Annotated in this window: 18 protein-coding genes and 1 tRNA gene; 13 read left to right on the forward strand and 6 right to left on the reverse strand. The window is 63.6% G+C overall.

The features are described 5' to 3' along the window. The first annotated feature begins 30 nt into the window (after window positions 1-30). The 4 genes from ACP7BZ_RS16825 (at window position 31) to ACP7BZ_RS16840 (ending at window position 2,897) form a co-directional block, all read left to right on the forward strand. Window positions 31-300: a type B 50S ribosomal protein L31 gene (locus tag ACP7BZ_RS16825; protein WP_426115185.1), complete on the forward strand. Its 270-nt coding sequence runs from the start codon at window positions 31-33 to the stop codon at window positions 298-300. Window positions 301-398: 98 nt separating this feature from the next. After that, complete coding sequence (locus tag ACP7BZ_RS16830; protein ID WP_426115187.1) at window positions 399-2,180, forward strand: ArnT family glycosyltransferase; 1,782 nt, start codon at window positions 399-401, stop codon at window positions 2,178-2,180. A 96-nt stretch (window positions 2,181-2,276) separates the two neighbouring features. After that, a complete protein-coding gene (locus tag ACP7BZ_RS16835) occupies window positions 2,277-2,747 on the forward strand; it encodes a hypothetical protein (RefSeq protein ID WP_426115189.1) in 471 nt (156 codons plus the stop codon). Between the two features lie 65 nt (window positions 2,748-2,812). Then, a tRNA-Leu gene (locus ACP7BZ_RS16840) sits at window positions 2,813-2,897 on the forward strand. 57 nt (window positions 2,898-2,954) lie between these two features. Here ACP7BZ_RS16840 and ACP7BZ_RS16845 read toward each other — a convergent pair. The 6 genes from ACP7BZ_RS16845 to ACP7BZ_RS16870 form a co-directional block, all read right to left on the reverse strand. Then, a complete protein-coding gene (locus tag ACP7BZ_RS16845) occupies window positions 2,955-3,902 on the reverse strand; it encodes an ornithine cyclodeaminase family protein (RefSeq protein WP_426115191.1) in 948 nt (315 codons plus the stop codon). A gap of 13 nt (window positions 3,903-3,915) precedes the next feature. Next, a complete protein-coding gene (locus ACP7BZ_RS16850) occupies window positions 3,916-5,049 on the reverse strand; it encodes a glycosyltransferase family 4 protein (RefSeq protein WP_426115193.1) in 1,134 nt (377 codons plus the stop codon). Window positions 5,050-5,077: 28 nt separating this feature from the next. Further along, complete coding sequence (locus tag ACP7BZ_RS16855) at window positions 5,078-6,178, reverse strand: glycosyltransferase family 4 protein (RefSeq protein WP_426115195.1); 1,101 nt, start codon at window positions 6,176-6,178, stop codon at window positions 5,078-5,080. 29 nt (window positions 6,179-6,207) lie between these two features. Next, window positions 6,208-7,137, reverse strand: a complete 930-nt coding sequence (locus tag ACP7BZ_RS16860) for an NAD-dependent epimerase/dehydratase family protein (protein WP_426115197.1) — start codon at window positions 7,135-7,137, stop codon at window positions 6,208-6,210. A 1-nt stretch (window position 7,138) separates the two neighbouring features. Further along, a complete protein-coding gene (gmd, locus tag ACP7BZ_RS16865; protein ID WP_426115199.1) occupies window positions 7,139-8,182 on the reverse strand; it encodes a GDP-mannose 4,6-dehydratase in 1,044 nt (347 codons plus the stop codon). Window positions 8,183-8,385: 203 nt separating this feature from the next. Beyond that, window positions 8,386-10,698 carry an NADP-dependent malic enzyme gene (locus tag ACP7BZ_RS16870; RefSeq protein WP_426115201.1) on the reverse strand — a complete coding sequence of 771 codons (2,313 nt, stop codon included), beginning with the start codon at window positions 10,696-10,698 and terminating at the stop codon, window positions 8,386-8,388. A gap of 230 nt (window positions 10,699-10,928) precedes the next feature. Between ACP7BZ_RS16870 and ACP7BZ_RS16875 the strand changes: the two genes are divergently transcribed. The 9 genes from ACP7BZ_RS16875 (at window position 10,929) to ACP7BZ_RS16915 (ending at window position 17,612) form a co-directional block, all read left to right on the forward strand. After that, window positions 10,929-11,411, forward strand: a complete 483-nt coding sequence (locus ACP7BZ_RS16875) for a rubrerythrin family protein (RefSeq protein WP_426115203.1) — start codon at window positions 10,929-10,931, stop codon at window positions 11,409-11,411. Window positions 11,412-11,451: 40 nt separating this feature from the next. Beyond that, the gene (locus ACP7BZ_RS16880) at window positions 11,452-11,616 is read left to right on the forward strand and encodes a rubredoxin (RefSeq protein WP_426115205.1); all 165 of its coding nucleotides are present in this window, start codon (window positions 11,452-11,454) and stop codon (window positions 11,614-11,616) included. After that, entirely contained in the window at window positions 11,617-12,807 is a 1,191-nt protein-coding gene (locus ACP7BZ_RS16885) for an NAD(P)/FAD-dependent oxidoreductase (protein ID WP_426115207.1), read from the forward strand. It begins immediately after the preceding gene. A gap of 34 nt (window positions 12,808-12,841) precedes the next feature. After that, window positions 12,842-13,810 carry a thiamine-phosphate kinase gene (thiL, locus tag ACP7BZ_RS16890; RefSeq protein WP_426115209.1) on the forward strand — a complete coding sequence of 323 codons (969 nt, stop codon included), beginning with the start codon at window positions 12,842-12,844 and terminating at the stop codon, window positions 13,808-13,810. Window positions 13,811-13,896: 86 nt separating this feature from the next. Next, the gene (locus ACP7BZ_RS16895; protein WP_426115211.1) at window positions 13,897-14,394 is read left to right on the forward strand and encodes a CinA family protein; all 498 of its coding nucleotides are present in this window, start codon (window positions 13,897-13,899) and stop codon (window positions 14,392-14,394) included. A 5-nt stretch (window positions 14,395-14,399) separates the two neighbouring features. Then, window positions 14,400-15,287: a metallophosphoesterase family protein gene (locus ACP7BZ_RS16900; protein ID WP_426115213.1), complete on the forward strand. Its 888-nt coding sequence runs from the start codon at window positions 14,400-14,402 to the stop codon at window positions 15,285-15,287. Between the two features lie 47 nt (window positions 15,288-15,334). After that, window positions 15,335-16,063, forward strand: a complete 729-nt coding sequence (locus ACP7BZ_RS16905; RefSeq protein WP_426115215.1) for a hypothetical protein — start codon at window positions 15,335-15,337, stop codon at window positions 16,061-16,063. A gap of 10 nt (window positions 16,064-16,073) precedes the next feature. After that, the gene (locus tag ACP7BZ_RS16910; protein ID WP_426115217.1) at window positions 16,074-16,580 is read left to right on the forward strand and encodes a hypothetical protein; all 507 of its coding nucleotides are present in this window, start codon (window positions 16,074-16,076) and stop codon (window positions 16,578-16,580) included. Window positions 16,581-16,589: 9 nt separating this feature from the next. Further along, a complete protein-coding gene (locus ACP7BZ_RS16915) occupies window positions 16,590-17,612 on the forward strand; it encodes a cation diffusion facilitator family transporter (protein ID WP_426115219.1) in 1,023 nt (340 codons plus the stop codon). Window positions 17,613-17,729: the final 117 nt, after the last annotated feature.

The following is a 17,729-nucleotide window of genomic DNA, read 5'->3' on the forward strand; positions in this document are numbered from 1 at the left end:
TTTGGCTACCGACACTAATGAGGCAAGACCATGCGTAAAGATATCCACCCAGATTACCGCGATGTTGTGTTCCACGACGTTTCGTGCGACTTCAAATTCGTTTCCCGCTCGACCATCCAGACCCGTGACAAAATTACCCACGACGGTAAAGAGTACCCACTGGTGAAGATCGAGGTATCGGCTGAATCGCACCCGTTCTACACCGGCAAGCACAAGATCGTCGACACCGCCGGCCGCGTCGAGAAATTCCGCCAGAAATTCGGCACCGTCGGTTCGAAAACCGCCGTCGCCAACGGCTAAGTTGTTCGAAGCCGGTGAAAAAAGCAGCTACGGCTGCTTTTTTTTCGCGGATACTACGCACTATCAGAAATCAGGGCTGTGCCCGCCACTCCATGCCGATGAAGCCAGTCCGTCTCGCCGCCGCCGCCACCCTCGCCCTGCCCCGCTGGGCAGTGTTTGGCCTGGGCCTGTTGTACATCCTGCCGGGCCTGATTGGCCGCGACCCGTGGAAAGACGACGCCGCCAGCTTCGGCATCATGTGGACCATGGCGCACGGCGGCCTGAACGACTGGCTGCTGCCCAACATCGCCGGCCTGCCAGTGCCCGACGAGGGGCCGCTGGCGTTCTGGCTGGGGGCGCTGTGCATCAAGCTGTTTGGCTGGCTGCTGGGCGACGTCATGGCTGCGCGCGTGTCGACCATCGGTATCTTTGTCACCGGCGCCCTGTCGGTGTGGTACGCCGCCTTTCACCTGGGCCGGCGCGCCGATGCGCAACCGCTGCGGCTGGCCTTCGGCGGCCAGCCCGAACCGAACGACTATGGCCGCACGCTGGCCGATACCGCCCTGCTGATCTACCTGGGCTGCCTCGGCCTGTTGTTACACAGCCACGAAACGCTGGCAGTCACGCTGCAGGGTTCGTTACTCGCCTTGTTTGTCTACCGCGCCACCCGCTACGTGGAAACGGCCAGCAGCGGCAATGCCGTGCTGGTCGGCCTCGCCCTCGGCGGCCTGACTCTCACGCGCGGCTGGATCGCGCCGGCGGCACTGCTGCTGGCGCTGTTCTTTTGCACCCGCTTTCTCAACATCGCCGCCGTCGTCACCGTGCGCGACCTGGCGGTGGCCGGCCTGACCGCCGTGCTACTGACCATGCTGTGGCTGGTGCCGGCGGCACTGCTGCAGCCATATGGCATGGCGCCGGTCGATGGCTGGCTGGCGTGGAACCTGAGCCAGGTCGGCATGCCCAGCTGGCATTCGCTGAAATATCTCAGCCGCGTCGGCATGTGGTTTTTCTGGCCCGCCTGGCCATTTGCCCTGTGGGCCATGTATGCCTGGCGGCGCCAGCACCACCTGCTGCACATCGTTGTCCCGCTCAGTTTTGTCGGCGCCCTCACGGTGCTGATCCTGTGCGACCCGTCACCGGAAAACGGCGACCTGTTAAAACTGCTGGCGCCCCTGTCGATCATGGCCGCCTTCGGCCTGCCGGCGATGAAACGGGGCGCCATCAATGCCATCGACTGGTTTTCGGTGATGGTGCTGACCATGATTGCCGCCGGCGTCTGGGTCTTTTGGCTGGCCATGATGACCGGCTGGCCGACCCAGTTTGCCCGCAACGCCGCGCGCCTGTTGCCCGACTTCCATCCGCAGTTCGGCCTGCTTGCCTTCGCGGTGGCGGCGGCGGCCACCATCGGCTGGTTTTTCCTGGTGCACTGGCGCATTTCGCGCCACCCTGCCGTGTTGTGGCGGGCGGTGGTGCTGTCGTCGGGCGGACTGATCCTGTTCTGGGTGCTGCTGATGACCCTGATGCTGCCGGCGCTCAATTATGGCAAGAGCTACCGCAGCGTGGCCCAGCAGATCGCCGCCCACCTGCCCGCTGGCGGCGGTTGCATCATCACCAACGTGGCGCCAGCCCAACGCGCCGCCTTCGCCTATTACGGCGCGCTGGCGTTTGCCGGCCTCCAGCACAAGCAATGCCAGCTGTTGTTATTACAGGACAGTGTGCACCTGGAAGACGACCATGAAGTGAGCCAGGCCTTTCGCGGCCGGCAATGGTTGCCCCTGTGGGAGGGGCGCCGTGCCACCGATCGCGATGAGCGCTTCCGCCTGTTCCGCCGCGTCGATGCCCCTGCCGGCGAGGTCTTGCCAACGCTGCTGCCATCGACGGCATCGATGCACCCGCAATAGGGACCAGCTCGCTCGCCCGCTTGAGCAATATCAATCCGTTAGCGCACTCGTCGTCGAGAATAAAGCCTTCGCAGCAACGATTCGAAGGAGCGCATCATGAAAAGCGTCTCGCTCTCACCCGTCGTGCCCGTGCAGTGGGCGCCCCGCCTGCCGCATGAGCGGCAGTCATGGCGCCCACTGGCGGCGCTGGCGCTGGCCGTCTCGAGCGGGCTGGCACTCATCGCCGCGCTGATGATGCATCTCGATCCAACGGCGCCGGCGGCGTGGATCGTCATCCCGGTGCTGCTCGGCGGCAGCTTGCCATTATTGGCCGTCCTGCCGGGGCGTTTCGATGTGCACACCCGTTTCGACGCCGCCCACTTTGTCAATACGCTCGATCGCACGCTCGGCGAGATGGGCTACATCTCCGAAGGGTGCACCGACCCGCGCACGCGCAGCTACCGGCGGCGCTCGCGCCTGCCGCACTGGAACGATGGCACCATCGCGCTTACCGTGCACGCCCACGCCATCACGGTCGGCGGCCCGCTGCCCGCGCTGCGCCAGCTACAGCAACGGCTATCGGTATAAAACCCTCGTTTTATACGCCCGCCTCGTCTATAATATGTGGCTTGCGTTTGACGTGCTGTAATGCTGCCCGGATGGTGGAACTGGTAGACACAGCAGACTCAAAATCTGCCGCTTCGCGGCGTGCCGGTTCGATTCCGGCTCTGGGCACCAGCCTTCAACGCGATCAGTTACAAGTAATTTGTCAAGAAGCCCCTACAGCGTCAGCGGTCAGGGGCTTTTTTGCGTCTGCGCGATGGCTGCCTGCATTTGCATCACCAGCATCGCCGCCGCCAGATCTTCCAGCGCGCTGCCGACCGATTTGAAGACGGTGCGGGCGGCATCCCCGTTGCACCCTTCCCGCTCGCCGCGGCACAGTTGCGCCAGCGTGCCCTGGACGTCGGCGGCGCTAAACACGCCGCGCGCCATCGGCCCCAGCAGATCACCGGCTTTTTGCAAAGCTTCTTCGGTATCGACATAGATGGCAGCGCCGGCAAAGCAGGCGTCGTCGGCCTCCACCATCTGCGGCGTAAAACCGCCGATCAGGTCGAGGTGGCTGCCCGGCTGCAACCAGTCACCTCGGATCAGGGGGGCCGTCGACAGCGTGGCGCAACTGACGATGTCGGCCTGGCGCACGCCCGCTTCAAGGTCGGTGCACACGGTGGCGGCGTAGCCTTGGGCGCACAGGGTGCCAACCAGCGCCGTGGCGGCGTCCGGCGTGCGGCTCCATACCTGCACCTGGCGCAGCGGCCGCACGGCGCTGTAGGCCTCGGCCAGCAGGCTGGCAACGCGGCCCGCGCCGACCACCAGCAGGCGCCCGGCGTCAGGCCGGGCCAGGTAACGCGCCGCCAGGCTGGACGCTGCCACCGTGCGGCGCGCGGTGATTTCATCGCCGTCGATCTGCGCCAGCGGCGCACCACTGACAGCGTCATACAGCATGTAGGTGGAAAACAAGGCGGGCACAGCGCGCGCACGGTTGTCAGGAAAGATGTTGACGGTCTTGACGCCGAAATAGTCGGCCTGCCAGGCCGGCATGATCAGGCTGGTGCCGGTGGCGCCGATCCGGTGCACGTGGCGCGCCGGCGTCGTGCAACCGGCGATGAACAGCGCTTCGAGCGCAGCAATGAGCGCATCGAACGGCAAGGCCGCGCGGGTGGCGGCGGCGTCGATTATCTGCATCGCTGAGCCGGCGTCAAAGCCGCGCCTGATCGGCATGCCTGGCCATCAGTTCACGGTACAGCGCCATGTAATTGCTGGCCATGCGCTCGGCGGTGAACAGCGTGTTATAGCGTTCAAACGCCCGCAGTCCCATCACCTGCGCCTGCTGCGGGTTGTTCCACAACGTCACCATGGCCTGGCGCAAGGCGGGGGCATCGCTGGGCGGTACCACCAGCCCCGTTTCATCATGGACATTGATGTAGGACGTGCCGGTGCCAATTTCGCTGGATATGAGCGGTTTGCCGTACATGGCGCCCTCGAGCAGGGAGATGCCGAACGCTTCCGAGCGCAAGTGCGATGGGAACACCATGGCATAGCACAGGGTCAGCAGCGCGACCTTGTCGATATCGTCGAGAAAACCGAGGAATAGCACATGGGTCAAGCCCAGGCGGACGGCGTGCGCCTTCAGCTCGACTTCGCTGGGACCGGCGCCGACGATCACCACCGGGTAGTCGAGGTCGGCCACCGCATCGAGCAGGATGTGCAATCCCTTGTAATAGCGCAGCACGCCGACGAACAGAAAAAACTTCTCGCCCACCACGGCGCGCCACTTGGCCAGCAGGGCGGCATCGGCGCTCGGATAGATGGATTTGTCGAGCCCGTAAGTAATGGTGCGGGTCTTGTCACGGTAGCGCTCAAGCACGGTCGAGGTCGCCAGGTAATTGGGCGAGGTGGCGACGATGGTGTCCACGCTTTGCAAAAACCGGCGCTTCAAGGGCGTGTACAAGCGCAACAACATCTTTTGCCGCACGATGTCCGAGTGGTAGGTGACCACGGTGGGCTTGTTGATGCCAGCGGCAAAGTGCGCCAGATCCATGAAGGGCCACGGAAAATGGTAGTGCACGATATCGGCCTGCGCCGCCCGCCGCTTGAGCTCGCCGAACGCCGCCAGCGCGATCCCCGTCGAGGCAATATTCAGATCGCGATGCACGCGGTAAATGGTATGGCCCTCAAAGGCGATCGGCGCCAGCTGATCGCTGGTGGTGAGCGTGAGCACCTCGCTGGTGGCGCCAATGCGGCCCGTGCCCACGCAAATCTGGCGGATCACTTCCTCGATGCCGCCCGTTGAGTCGGGAAAGTAATCTTTATAAAAATGAAGAATTCGCATGGGAGGGTGCAGGTCGGCCGCGCCGCCTTCAGCGCGACAGGACACGGTGATAGACGGCGGCGGTCTGGCGCGCCGTTTCGCGCCAGGTCAGCGTTGCCGCACGCGCCACGCCTGCCGCGATACAGTGGGCGCGCAGGGCTGGCTGCTCGGCCAGCGCTTGCATGGCCGCGCTGAGGGCGTCCACGTCGAGCGGATCGACTTCGACGGCGGCGCCGGCACTCACCTCGGGCAGCGAACTGGTATTCGAGGTCACCACGGGCACACCGGCGCCCATCGCTTCAACTACGGGAATACCAAAGCCCTCGTAGAGCGACGGGAATACAAACACGCCGGCGCCCGCATACACGTGACGCAGTGCGGTGCTGTCGGTGAGCGCATTGAGCCAGACGATATGTTCGCCACGCTGGCGGGCGCCATCGATGCGGCGCACGGTGTCTTCGCAACGCCAGCCGCTGCTGCCAACGAGGACCAGTTGGCGCTCGGCACGGGTGGCCGTCGGCAGCCGCTGCCAGGCGGCGATGATGCGCTCGACGTTTTTACGCGGCTGCAAGGTGCCGACAAATAAAAAATATCCTTCGCGCAAGCCGTTGGCCGCCAGCGTGGCGCGCACCGCCGCCGGCGCCGGCGCCGCCAGCCAGCCGTCGTCGATACCGCATGGCACCACGCTGACGCGGCTGTCATCGATGCCAAAGCAGGACACCAGTTCATCGATGGCGAAATGCGACAGCGCGATGACGTGGTCGGCCTTGCGCGTGGCGCTGCGTTGCAGCCAGTTTTTCAGGCCGCGCAAGCGTGGATTGCACCACTCTGGATGGCTGATCGGCAAGGCATCATGCAGACTGGCCACCTGCGGGCAATCCATACGCACCAGGCGGTAGTCGGGGGTATGAAAAATGTCGACCGGCATGTGCATGCGATGGGCCTTCGGCGCGATCAGGTCGCGCAGGGTGGCCGCTTCGAATGATTGCGGCAGCGCCTGGCCGACGCTGATCACGCTGGCATCGGCGCCCCAGCGGGGATATGAAAACGCGCTCACCTGGCAGCCGGCGGCCGGCAAGTGGCGCTGCAGCGCTGCCGTGTAGACGCCGATGCCGTCCTGGCGGCCACCATTGAGCAAAGGCTCGATCATGGTGGTGCCCAGACCAACCCGCAAGGCACTCACTCCTCAACCATCCAGCGCAGGGTGGCGGAGAGAGGCAGCGAGTCAATCGGACCGATCGCCGCGATCAGCTTGGCATTATTGCCGGCCAGGGTCAGCACATCGTTGCTGCGCACGAAGGCGGGATTGACGTGCACGTCGATGCGGTAGCCGGCGATGTCGGCAAGCATATCGAGCGCAGCCTGCAGCGACACCGACTGGCCCGAACAGATGTTGTAGATTTCCCCAGCCTGGCCACCGTCGAGCAGGCGCCGGTAGACGGCAGCGACGCTGCGCACATCGGAAAAATCGCGGGCAATATTTAGCTGGCCCAGTTCGATCGTGGGCGCCCGGCGGCGGAAGTGCGCCACCATTTTCGGCAACAGAAACCGCTCATCCTGGCCGCGCCCTGTGTAATTGAACGGTCGCACGATGACGATCGGCAAGCGCTCGCCCCACAGGCGCGCCATGTATTCCATCGCCAGCTTGGAGACGGCGTAGTCGTTGGCGGGCGCGGGCGGCTGGGTTTCTTCGATCAGGCCCACATCGGCGTTGCCATACACGTTCGCAGACGACGCCAGCAGCACCTTGCGGCAACGGTGTGGCGAGGCAGCGAGCGCTGCCAGCAAATTGCGGGTTCCACCAATATTGACGCGATAAATGACATCGATATCGGCATGGGCGACAAAGGAAATGGCGGCCAGGTGAACGACGACGTCGGGCAGCACCTGCGCCACCACGGCCTCGAGCGCCGGTGCGTCGCCCAGATCGACGGCAAACTGCTGGCGGCCCGGGCGTTGCTGCGGGCTGACCGTACCGAATACCTGGTAGCCCGCCTGGCTCAGTTCAGCGGCAACATAAGCACCGGTAAATCCATTGATGCCGGTTACCAGTGCGCGCTGGCCGGCCCCCGCAGGCACTGCGGAAGCCTGGCTGGACACGAGCGCCATCCTAGAAGGAAAAACCGGATTTGTTGCGGCGCAGATCAGCCTCGACCATCATTGAAGCAAGCTGTTCCAGTGTGGTGGTCGGTTGCCATCCCAGCACGCTGCGCGCCTTGGCCGGGTCGCCGATGAGCAGCTCGACTTCGGCGGGGCGATAAAACTTGGGACTGATGCGCACCAGCTGCTTGCCGCTACGGGCGCAAAAGCCCCCTTCTGCTTCGGCGCTGCCACGCCACACGATGGCGACGTCGGCCGCCTCGAACGCCAGCTGCACGAAGTGCCGCACGGTCTCGGTGCGGTTGGTTGCCAACACAAAGGTGTCAGGTTGATCAGCCTGCAGCATGCGCCACATGCCATCAACATACTCCTTGGCAAAGCCCCAGTCGCGCTTGGCGTCGAGATTGCCCAACTCAAGCACGTCCTGCTGGCCGAGCACAATCTTGGCAACTGAATCGGTGATCTTGCGGGTAACAAATTCACGGCCGCGCAGCGGCGACTCGTGGTTGAACAAAATGCCCGAGGCGCCAAAAATACCGTACGACTCGCGGTAATTGATGGTCATCCAGTGTGCATACAGCTTGGCCACGCCATACGGGCTGCGTGGATAAAAAGGCGTGTCTTCCACCTGGGGAATCGCTTGCACCTTGCCAAACATTTCCGAAGTCGAGGCCTGGTAAAAGCGCGCGCTCGGCTTCACCACGCGAATCGCTTCGAGCAGGTGAACGGGGCCGAGGCCGGTAATCGCCGCGGTGGCCAGTGGCTGGTCGAACGAGACCCCCACAAAACTTTGCGCCGCCAGGTTGTAAATCTCATCGGGGTCGCATTGCTCGATCAAGCGGATCGACGACGACAGATCCGTCAAGTCATATTCGACCAACTTTAATTCGGGGTGCGCCTGAATACCGAGCTCTTCAATGCGCCAGAAATTGACAGAACTTGAACGGCGATAGGTGCCGGTGACGGCATAACCTTTTTCCAACAACAACTGCGCCAAATAGGCGCCATCTTGACCGGTAATGCCCGTAATCAACGCTTTTTTTCTTGTTTGCATATTTAAATAAGACTCGACGTCAAATGGTATATAGTTGCTGGATAACAATGTTACCATAAGGTCACATGTCCGCAGGCTGCCGCGCCAGATAAACTCTGTTACATATTATGACGTGTTTACCTCGCACAGCGGTGTGCTTTACCGATTGTTACTCTTTAAATACCGAACTCCGGCCGGAGTTTACTGTCCCGCCGGAGTTTGCGTCAGCGCTGGGCGACTGCGTCGACCACGCACAAGGCGGTCATGTTGACAATGCGGCGCACGGTGGCCGACGGCGTGAGGATGTGCACGGCCTTGGCGCAGCCGAGCAGCACGGGGCCGATGGCAACGCCGCTGCCGGCAGCGGTCTTGAGGAGATTGTAGGAAATATTGGCCGAGTCGATGTCCGGCAACACCAGCAGATTGGCATCGCCCTTCAAGGTCGAGTTCGGCATGCTGGCAGCGCGCAACTTCGAATCGAGCGCGGCGTCACCATGCATTTCGCCATCGACTTCCAGCTCGGGGGCTTTTTTCTGGATCAAGGCGAGCGCTTCGCGCATTTTCAGCGACGATGGCGTGTCCGACGAGCCAAAATTCGAATGCGACAACAAGGCCGCACGGGGCAGGATGCCAAAACGGCTCATTTCCTCGGCCGCCATGACGGTGATTTCCGCCAGTTGCTCGGCAGTTGGATTGTCGTTGACGTGGGTGTCGACGATGGCCAGCTGACGCTCTGGCAGGATGAGGAAATTCATGGCGCCATAGCAATTGACGCCCGCCCGCTTGCCCAGTACCTGGTCGATGTAGTGCAAATGCAGCCAGGTGGTGCCAAAGGTGCCGCAGATCATGCCATCAGCGTCGCCCTTGTGGATCATCATGGCGCCGATCAGGGTGTGACGGCGGCGCATTTCCAGCTTGGCCCATTCCTGCGTGACGCCCTTGCGTGCGCCCATCGCATAATAAGTCTGCCAGTAATCGCGATAACGCTCGTCGTGATCGGGGTTGATGACGTCGAAATGCTCGCCCACTTTCAGGCGCAGGCCGAATTTCGCAATCCGCTGCTCGAGCACGGCAGGGCGGCCCACGAGGATGGGACGCGCCAGTTTTTCATCGATCACCACTTGAACGGCGCGCAACACGCGCTCTTCTTCGCCCTCGGCGTAGACGATGCGCTTGAGTTCTGGCGCCACTTCCTTGGCCATCTGGAACAGCGGCTTCATGAAGTTGCCACTGCGATAGACGAAGCGCTGCAGGCTTTGCGCATACGCATGCAAATCGGCGATCGGCCGCGTTGCCACGCCCGATTCGACGGCCGCCTTGGCCACCGCCGGTGCGATATGGGTCAACAGGCGCGGGTCGAACGGCATCGGGATCAGATATTCCGGACCGAACGACAGGTTGTTGATGCCGTAGGTGGTGGCCACGATGTCGCTCTGCTCGGCATGGGCGAGGTCGGCGATGGCGTGCACCACGGCGATTTCCATCTCGCGCGTGATGGTGGTGGCGCCGCAATCGAGGGCGCCGCGGAAAATGTACGGGAAACACAGCACATTGTTGACCTGGTTCGGATAGTCCGAACGGCCAGTGGCCATGACGACGTCGTCACGCACCAGGTGGACTTCTTCCGGCAGGATTTCCGGATGGGGATTGGCCAGCGCCAGGATCAGCGGCCGTTTCGCCATCGCCGCCACCATGGCCGGCTTGAGCACGCCACCGGCCGACAGGCCGAGGAAAATATCGGCGCCAGGAATGACTTCAGCCAGGGTGCGGTGCGGCGTGTCCTGGGCGAAGCGGGCCTTGTCCGGATCCATCAGTTCGACACGGCCCTTGTAGACCACGCCAGCCAGGTCGGTGACTGTGATGTTTTCAATCGGAAAGCCCAAGTCGACCAGCAACTCCAGGCAGGCCAGCGCGGCAGCGCCGGCGCCCGACACCACCATTTTGCATTCGTCGAGTTTCTTGCCGCACACCTTGACGCCATTGATGATGGCAGCGCCGACGATGATGGCAGTACCATGCTGGTCGTCGTGGAAGACGGGAATCTTCATCTTTTCGCGCAGCTTGCGCTCGATGTAGAAGCACTCGGGCGCCTTGATGTCTTCCAGATTGACGCCGCCGAACGTGGGCTCGAGGGCGGCAATGATATCGACCAGTTTATCGGGGTCGTTTTCGGCAATCTCGATATCGAAGACATCGATACCGGCAAATTTCTTGAACAAGACAGCCTTGCCTTCCATCACAGGCTTGGCGGCCAGCGGCCCGATGTTGCCCAGGCCCAGCACGGCAGTACCGTTGGTAATCACGGCGACGAGGTTGCCGCGCGCCGTATATTTGTAGGAATTGGCGGGATCGCTGACAATTTCTTCACAGGGCGCGGCCACCCCCGGCGTGTACGCCAGGGCCAGGTCGCGCTGGTTAAGCACCTGCTTGGTGGGCGTGATGCTGATCTTGCCCGGACGCGGCAGCTCGTGATAATCGAGCGCGGCGGTGCGTAATTGCTGGCGCAGTTGTTCTTTATTGTCTGAGTTCGAATCCATGCTGTGCAGCCTTCCTTGCTATACGGGGACTGTCGATTTTATCAGACTGATTCTTTCAATAAGCTACGTATTTTTACCAAGCTCCGCCTGGACGACAGAACAATGCATAAAAGATAAATCATAAAAACTATCGACATCATAAAAACGATTCAATTTACCAATATGATGCCCGCAGGTATGATGGTTTCATTCGCCGCACAGCGTGCGGTTCACCTTCCCAGGAGTACATCATGAGCAACAACATCCAGTCAGTCACCATCGCCAACCTCGAAGCCGCCTTTGCCGGCGAATCGATGGCCCACATCAAGTACCGCTATTTTGCCAAGCTGGCGCGCGCTGCCGGCGCCATCGACGTCGCCGAGGCCTTCGAGGCGACCGCCGAGCAGGAAGTGGCGCACGCCTTTGGCCACCTCGACCTGCTGTACCCGAAAGACCAGATGACCCCGGCGCGCTCGCTGGAAATCGCCATCGAGGGCGAAACCTACGAATACACCGAGATGTATCCAAAGTTTCGTCACCTGGCGATCGAAGAAGGCAACCGCGCTGCCGTTGCCGAGTACGATGAACAGATCGAAGAGTCGAAAGTGCACGCGGCCCAGTTCAAGCGCACGCTAGAGATTGCTGCCAAGCGGTTTGCCGCCCTGGTCAATGTCGAACAGCGCCACGCCAATCACTACAAGGCGGCGCTCGACAAGCTCAACGCCGCCGCCTGAACCACCAGTCGCTACCCATTCATTTACCAAGGAAACCATCATGAAAACTTACCAGTGCATCGTTTGCGGCTTTATCTACGACGAAAGCGTCGGCTTGCCCGAAGAAGGCATTGCCGCCGGCACCCTGTGGAACGATATCCCGGCGGACTGGTCCTGCCCCGATTGTGGCGTCGCCAAGGCTGACTTCGACATGGTGGAACTCTAAATGAGCGATGCGCTGCCCCTGATCATCGTCGGCGCCGGCATGGCGGCCTACGCCGTCGCCCGCGAATTTCGCAAGCTCGACAAGACCACGCCGCTGCTGCTGGTCTCGAGCGACCAGGCCGGCTCGTATGCGAAGCCGATGCTGTCGAACGCGCTGGCGATGGGCAAGGGAGCGGCGCAACTGCTGTCGTTTAGCGCTGAGCAGATGGCAGCGACGCTGGGCGCCACCATCGTCGGCGGCGTGACCGTCAGCGACATCGACAGCAGCGCCCGCACCATCGGCTGCAGCGACGGCCGCACCCTGGCCTACCGCGACCTCGTGCTGGCGCTGGGGGCGACGCCGATCCGCCTGGCGCTGGCCGGCGACGCCGCCGAGCGCGTGCTGTCGGTCAATCACCTGGACGATTACGCCGTGCTGCGCCAGCGCCTCGCTGACCTGCCCGGCCCGGCCCGGGTGACCATTCTCGGCGCCGGCCTGATTGGCTGCGAATTCGCCGATGACCTCGTCGCTGGCGGTCACCAGGTCACCCTGATCGACCCGAATGCGCGGCCGCTGGCGGCACTGGCGGCGCCGGCGCTGTCGGACGCCCTGGTCAAGGCCTGGGCGGCGCTGCCGATCACCCTCAAAATGCGCACCACGGCCAGCGCGGTGCGCCGCGCTGAAGACGGCCTGGTGGTTGAGCTGGCCGACGGCAGCGCAGTCGCCGCCGATGTGGTGCTGTCGGCGGTCGGCCTGCGCCCCGCCATTGCGCTGGCCACGGCTGCCGGCCTGGCCACCGGCCGCGGCATCGTCGTCGACCAGTTCGGCGCCACCAGCGCCGCCGGCATTTATGCATTGGGCGACTGCGCCGAATACAGCACCGACCACGGCGGCACGGTGCTGCCGTATGTGGCCCCGCTGCTGCTCGCTGCGCGCGCCATCGGCGCCACCCTGGCCGGGACACCGACGCCGATCGTGCTGAAAACGGACGCCGTGGTGGTCAAGACGGCCAGCCTGAAACTGGCGCTGGCGCCACCACCGGTGGGCAGCACGGGGAGCTGGGTGGCGGTCGATGACGGCGAGCGCATCGTTGCCCGCTTTGTCGATCAGGCCGGCATAATGCGCGGCTTTGGTTTGACGCTGCACACGCCAGCGCTGCGCAGCGCCCTGATGAGCGAACTCGACAAGGCACACGCGACCGCCCTGTCCTGACCAACGGCGCGCCTGCGCCGTTGTAAAATCGGACATGCTCTCCGAATTCGACCTCATCAAGCAATACTTCGTGCGCGAGCGCCCCGGCCGCGCCATTCTCGGCATCGGCGACGACTGTGCCCTGCTGCAACCGTCGGCCGGCATGCAACTGGCTATTTCCACCGACATGCTGGTGGAAAACCGCCATTTCTTTGCCGGTGCCGATGCCCGCTGCCTTGGTCACAAGGCGCTCGCCGTCAATTTGTCTGATCTGGCCGCGATGGGCGCCACCCCGCTCGCTTTCACCCTGGCGCTGGCGCTACCCAAAGCCGATCGCGACTGGCTGGCCGGTTTCAGCGCGGGCCTGTTCGCCCTCGCCGACCGCCACGGCTGCGAGCTGATCGGCGGCGACACCACGCGCGGCCCCTTGAACATATGCATCACCGTGTTTGGCGAAGTCGCCCCCGGGCGGGCGCTGCGCCGCAGTGGCGCCATCGCTGGCGACGATGTCTGGGTGTCGGGCAGCCTGGGCGACGCCCGCCTGACCCTGGCCGGCCTGCGCGACGAGTTTCCCGTCGACCAGGCCACGCTGGTGCTGGCCAGTGAGCGCATGCACCTGCCCGAACCGCGCCTGGCGCTGGGGCAGGCGCTGGTCAGTGGCGACCTGGCCCATGCAGCACTGGATATTTCCGATGGTTTTGTTGGCGACCTCGGCCACATCCTGACAGCCTCGCGGGTGGGCGCCCGCATCAATCTCGACGCCTTGCCGGCCGGCCCGGCGCTGCTGCGCCAGGACCAGCGCACGCGGCGCCAGTTTTGCGCCCAGGGTGGCGACGACTACGAGCTGTGTTTTACGGCCAATGCGGCCCGCCGCGCCGCCATCGAAGCGGCCGCGCTCGCCTGCGGCACGGTGGTCACCCGGGTCGGCGTGATTGAAGCGGCGCCGGGTCTGCGCCTGGTCGATGGCGCCAACGGCGCAGTCGAGCTCGACGCCGCCGGTTTCGACCACTTTGCCCTGCCGTGAAAAATTCCTGCGCGCCCCTACAGCGGCGGCGGCCACCATGCTAAAGTAGTTCGCTATGCAATAACGCTGGCGCGCCCCTGTTAGCAATGAAAGGAATCAACGTGACAAACGAACTGATTGATTTGGCGACCCGGGTCGGCCAAGCCCTGCAGGCCAAAAAACTCATGCTGTGCACGGCCGAGTCGTGCACCGGCGGCGGCGTCGCCCAGGCAGTGACGGAAGTGGCGGGCTCGAGCGAATGGTTCGACTGCGGCTTCGTCACCTATTCCAATACCTCGAAAATGGAAATGCTCAACGTCTCGTACGCGCTGATCGCGCAGATGGGCACGGTCAGCGAAGAAGTCGCTGGCGCCATGGCCGAAGGCGCGCTGGCCAGCAGCAATGCCGACATCGCCGTCTCCACCACCGGCATCGCCGGGCCCACCGGCGCGGTGGCGGGTAAACCGGTCGGCACGGTCTGCTTTGCCTGGTCGCGCGCCGACCACACCCACACCGAACGCCTGGTATTTCAGGGCGACCGCGCCGCCGTGCGCGAGCAGACGGTACGTCATTCGCTGCAGGGCTTGCTGCGCTTCCTCGAGTAAGGCGCTTGCGCGCGCTGCTTAGCCTGCCGCTCGGGCTGGTCGTGGGCCTGCTGCCCCTTGGGCTGGCATGGGCGGCGGCGCCCGCCGTCACCGTCTACGCCGCCGGTGACATCGCCGACTGCGGCAGCCAGGCCCCGCGCTTTTCCGGCGCCGAACAAACCGCCAGCCTGATCGAAGGGGCGCTGCGCAGCGATGCCACCGCCGTCGTGCTGGCGCTGGGCGACCTGACCTATCCGCGTGGCCGCCTGGCTGAATTCACCGGTTGCTATCAGGCCACCTGGGGCCGCTTCAAGGCGCGCACCTTTCCCACTCCCGGCAACCACGAGTACGGCAGCGCCGGCGCCGCCGGCTACATGACGTATTTCGGCGCCCAGGCCGGCGCCGGCCACTACAGCGTCACGCTGGGCAACTGGCGCCTGATTTCCCTCGACAGCAACCTCGATGCGGCCGGCAATGCTCTCCAGCTGGCGTGGTTGAAACGCCAGCTGGCCGGCAGCAGCGCGCCCTGCACCCTCGCCTACTGGCATCACCCCATGTATAGTTCCGGACTGAAAGGCGTCGACCCGCGCATGCGGCCGGCGTGGGAGCTGTTGATGGCGGCCGGTGCTGCGCTGGTATTGTCGGGTCACGATCATTTGTACGAACGCTTCGCGCGCCAGGATGGCGGCGGCCGGCGCGACGATGCGCATGGCCTGCGCCAGTTCGTGGTCGGTACCGGTGGGGCCTATGCCACGCCCCTGCTGCTGCCACGGCCCAATAGCGAAGCAGGTGACAGCAATCATCGGGGCGTGCTCAAACTGGTGCTGCGCGCGGACAGCTACGACTGGGAATTTTTGCCAGTCGGTCACGACCCGTTGTTCAAGCCCGACCACGGCAGTGCCGCCTGCCATTGACCGCATGTTCGCCAACCGGCGCCAAGAACGACCAAGGGAGTACATCGATGCACAACACGGTACATTTTATTTTGCAGGGCAAGGGCGGCATCGGCAAGACGCTGGTCTCGACCATCCTCGCGCAGTGGCTTGCCGGCAAAGACGAGCGCCCCCTGCGCTGCTATGACACCGACCAGGAAAACGCCACCTTCTCGCGCTACAAGGCCCTGGCGGTCAAGCACGTCCCGGTGATGACGGACAGCCGCAACATCGATCCGAAACGCTTCGACGCCCTGATGATCGACCTGCTCGAACAGGACGGCAACTGCGTGGTCGACAATGGCGCCAACACCTTTTCGCCGCTGATGGGCTACCTGCTGGAAAACGACTGTTTCGACCTGCTCAAGGAATCGGGCCGCACGGTCTACATTCACACCATCGTCGGCGGCGGCGACACCTTGCACGATACGGCAATGGGCTTCGTCTCGACCGCCAAGGCCACCCGGGTGCCGCTGGTGCTGTGGGAAAACGAGCATTTCGGCCTGCTGCAGTCGGCCACCGGCAAGCAGTTTGCCGATTCTGCCACCTATGCCGAGCATGCCAGCCGGGTGATCGGCCGCGTCGTCCTCAGCCAGCGCAATGCCGACACCTTTGGCGCCGACATCAAGAAAATGAACATCGCCCGCATGACGGCCGACGAAGTGCGCGCCAGCGACAAATTCAATGTCATGGAAAAGCAGCGCATCAAGGTGGTGTTTCGCGACCTGTTCGAGCAGTTAGATAACGTCAGCTGGTAAGGGCGACGCCATGGACCAGCAACAACTGCGTACCCTGGTATTTGAAAAAACCGGCGTCAAGATCGACATCGACGACCCTGTTTTTGCTTTGGTTGCCCTCAACGAAGCGGTGCTGGCCGAGGCGGTCGAGCGCCATGTGGCACTGATCGACCGCGCCAGCGAAGCGATGGCGGCGCGGCTGGGGGCGCCGGTGGGATCAGCGCAGCCGGTACTGCCGTTGGTGACGACCGGGGTGCAGGCAGGGGCGGCGGCGCCAGCAGCCGAGGCCACCATCACGTATGATGCCGCTGCGGTGGCACTGGCCGCCGCCGCCGCCGTACTCGGTGCGGCGCTGGCGCTGGGCGGCCAGGCACTATGGTTCAAGCCGGCGCCACTGCCGGCGCCGGTGATCCAGGCCCGCCAATTGAGTGCAGAACAGAGCGCCGCCCTGCGCCAGGCCGAGAAACTCGATAAGATCGTGCAAAAACTTGATTCCAAGACCCGCGCCGCCATCCGCGCCGAGATGCAAAAGCCTTAAAGAAGAACCATGAATCACGACCACCACCACCACCACGACCACGGTCATCAGCACGACAGCAAGCACAAGCCCGCCCGAACTGACCACGGCCACGATCACGGCGGCCACGGCCACCAGCACAGCGTCGACCCCGGCAACATGGGGCGCGCCTTCGTCATCGCGATTGTCCTCAACACCATCTTTGTCGCCGTCGAATTCGGCTACGGTTTCGTCGCCAACTCGACGGCGCTGATGGCCGACGCCGGCCACAACCTGTCAGATGTGCTGGGCCTGGCGCTGGCCTGGGGCGCCGCCCTGCTGGCGCGGCGCGCGCCGAACCAGCATTTTACGTATGGCTTGCGCAGCTCGTCGATTCTGGCGGCGCTGGCCAATGCACTGCTGCTGATGGTGGCCTGCGGCGCCATCGCCTGGGAAGCGGTGCAACGCTTTCATGAGCCCGCGCCCGTGGCCGGCTGGACCGTGTCCATCGTCGCCCTGATCGGCGTCGCCATCAACGGCATTTCGGCATGGCTGTTTATGTCCGGCAGCAAGGACGACATCAACGTGCGCGCCGCCTACCAGCACATGGCGGCCGATGCCGCCATCTCGCTGGGCGTGGTGGTGGCTGGCCTGGTCATCATGGGCACCGGCTGGGCCTGGGTCGATCCGGCCGTCAGCCTCGCCATCGTTGCCCTCATCGTGGTGTCGACCTGGTCGGTGCTGCGCGAATCGCTGCGCATGGTGCTGGCGGCGGTGCCGGCGAGCATCGATCCGCACAAGGTCGATGCCTACCTGTCGACTCTGCCAGGCGTGAGCGAGATTCACGACTTGCATATCTGGTCGATGAGCACGACGGAAACGGCGCTCACGGCGCACCTGGTGATGCCGGCCGGCTACCCCGGTGACGCCGAGATCGATGCCATCACCACGCGCCTGAAAAACGATTTCGGCATCCACCATTGCACCCTGCAAATCGAACAGGGCACCACCGATCACGCCTGCTGCCTGCTGGTGGCGCCGCCGCTGGATTTGCATGCGGGGCATGCACACTAGATCGTTCAAACAAAAGTAAAAACCACTTTTTGTTTGGTTCGAATCGATAAAAATCCTCGGCGGAGCCGTGGATTTTTTGGTGTACGCAAATCCGATTCTGTTCGTCGTTTGCCTCGG

This window comes from Massilia sp. PWRC2 (genome assembly GCF_049896725.1).
In the GTDB taxonomy this organism is placed as follows: domain Bacteria; phylum Pseudomonadota; class Gammaproteobacteria; order Burkholderiales; family Burkholderiaceae_D; genus JAFCUW01.

Coding starts and splice junctions, on each gene's coding strand:
- ACP7BZ_RS16905 (WP_426115215.1), top strand. CDS start 15,335: ATGCACAACACGGTACATTTTATTTTGCAGGGCAAGGGCGGCATCGGC.
- ACP7BZ_RS16860 (WP_426115197.1), bottom strand. CDS start 7,137: ATGGCGCTCGTGTCCAGCCAGGCTTCCGCAGTGCCTGCGGGGGCCGGC.
- ACP7BZ_RS16835 (WP_426115189.1), top strand. CDS start 2,277: ATGAAAAGCGTCTCGCTCTCACCCGTCGTGCCCGTGCAGTGGGCGCCC.
- thiL (WP_426115209.1), top strand. CDS start 12,842: ATGCTCTCCGAATTCGACCTCATCAAGCAATACTTCGTGCGCGAGCGC.
- ACP7BZ_RS16850 (WP_426115193.1), bottom strand. CDS start 5,049: ATGCGAATTCTTCATTTTTATAAAGATTACTTTCCCGACTCAACGGGC.
- ACP7BZ_RS16915 (WP_426115219.1), top strand. CDS start 16,590: ATGAATCACGACCACCACCACCACCACGACCACGGTCATCAGCACGAC.
- gmd (WP_426115199.1), bottom strand. CDS start 8,182: ATGCAAACAAGAAAAAAAGCGTTGATTACGGGCATTACCGGTCAAGAT.
- ACP7BZ_RS16830 (WP_426115187.1), top strand. CDS start 399: ATGAAGCCAGTCCGTCTCGCCGCCGCCGCCACCCTCGCCCTGCCCCGC.
- ACP7BZ_RS16855 (WP_426115195.1), bottom strand. CDS start 6,178: ATGATCGAGCCTTTGCTCAATGGTGGCCGCCAGGACGGCATCGGCGTC.
- ACP7BZ_RS16880 (WP_426115205.1), top strand. CDS start 11,452: ATGAAAACTTACCAGTGCATCGTTTGCGGCTTTATCTACGACGAAAGC.
- ACP7BZ_RS16895 (WP_426115211.1), top strand. CDS start 13,897: ATGAAAGGAATCAACGTGACAAACGAACTGATTGATTTGGCGACCCGG.
- ACP7BZ_RS16910 (WP_426115217.1), top strand. CDS start 16,074: ATGGACCAGCAACAACTGCGTACCCTGGTATTTGAAAAAACCGGCGTC.
- ACP7BZ_RS16870 (WP_426115201.1), bottom strand. CDS start 10,698: ATGGATTCGAACTCAGACAATAAAGAACAACTGCGCCAGCAATTACGC.
- ACP7BZ_RS16825 (WP_426115185.1), top strand. CDS start 31: ATGCGTAAAGATATCCACCCAGATTACCGCGATGTTGTGTTCCACGAC.
- ACP7BZ_RS16875 (WP_426115203.1), top strand. CDS start 10,929: ATGAGCAACAACATCCAGTCAGTCACCATCGCCAACCTCGAAGCCGCC.
- ACP7BZ_RS16885 (WP_426115207.1), top strand. CDS start 11,617: ATGAGCGATGCGCTGCCCCTGATCATCGTCGGCGCCGGCATGGCGGCC.
- ACP7BZ_RS16845 (WP_426115191.1), bottom strand. CDS start 3,902: ATGCAGATAATCGACGCCGCCGCCACCCGCGCGGCCTTGCCGTTCGAT.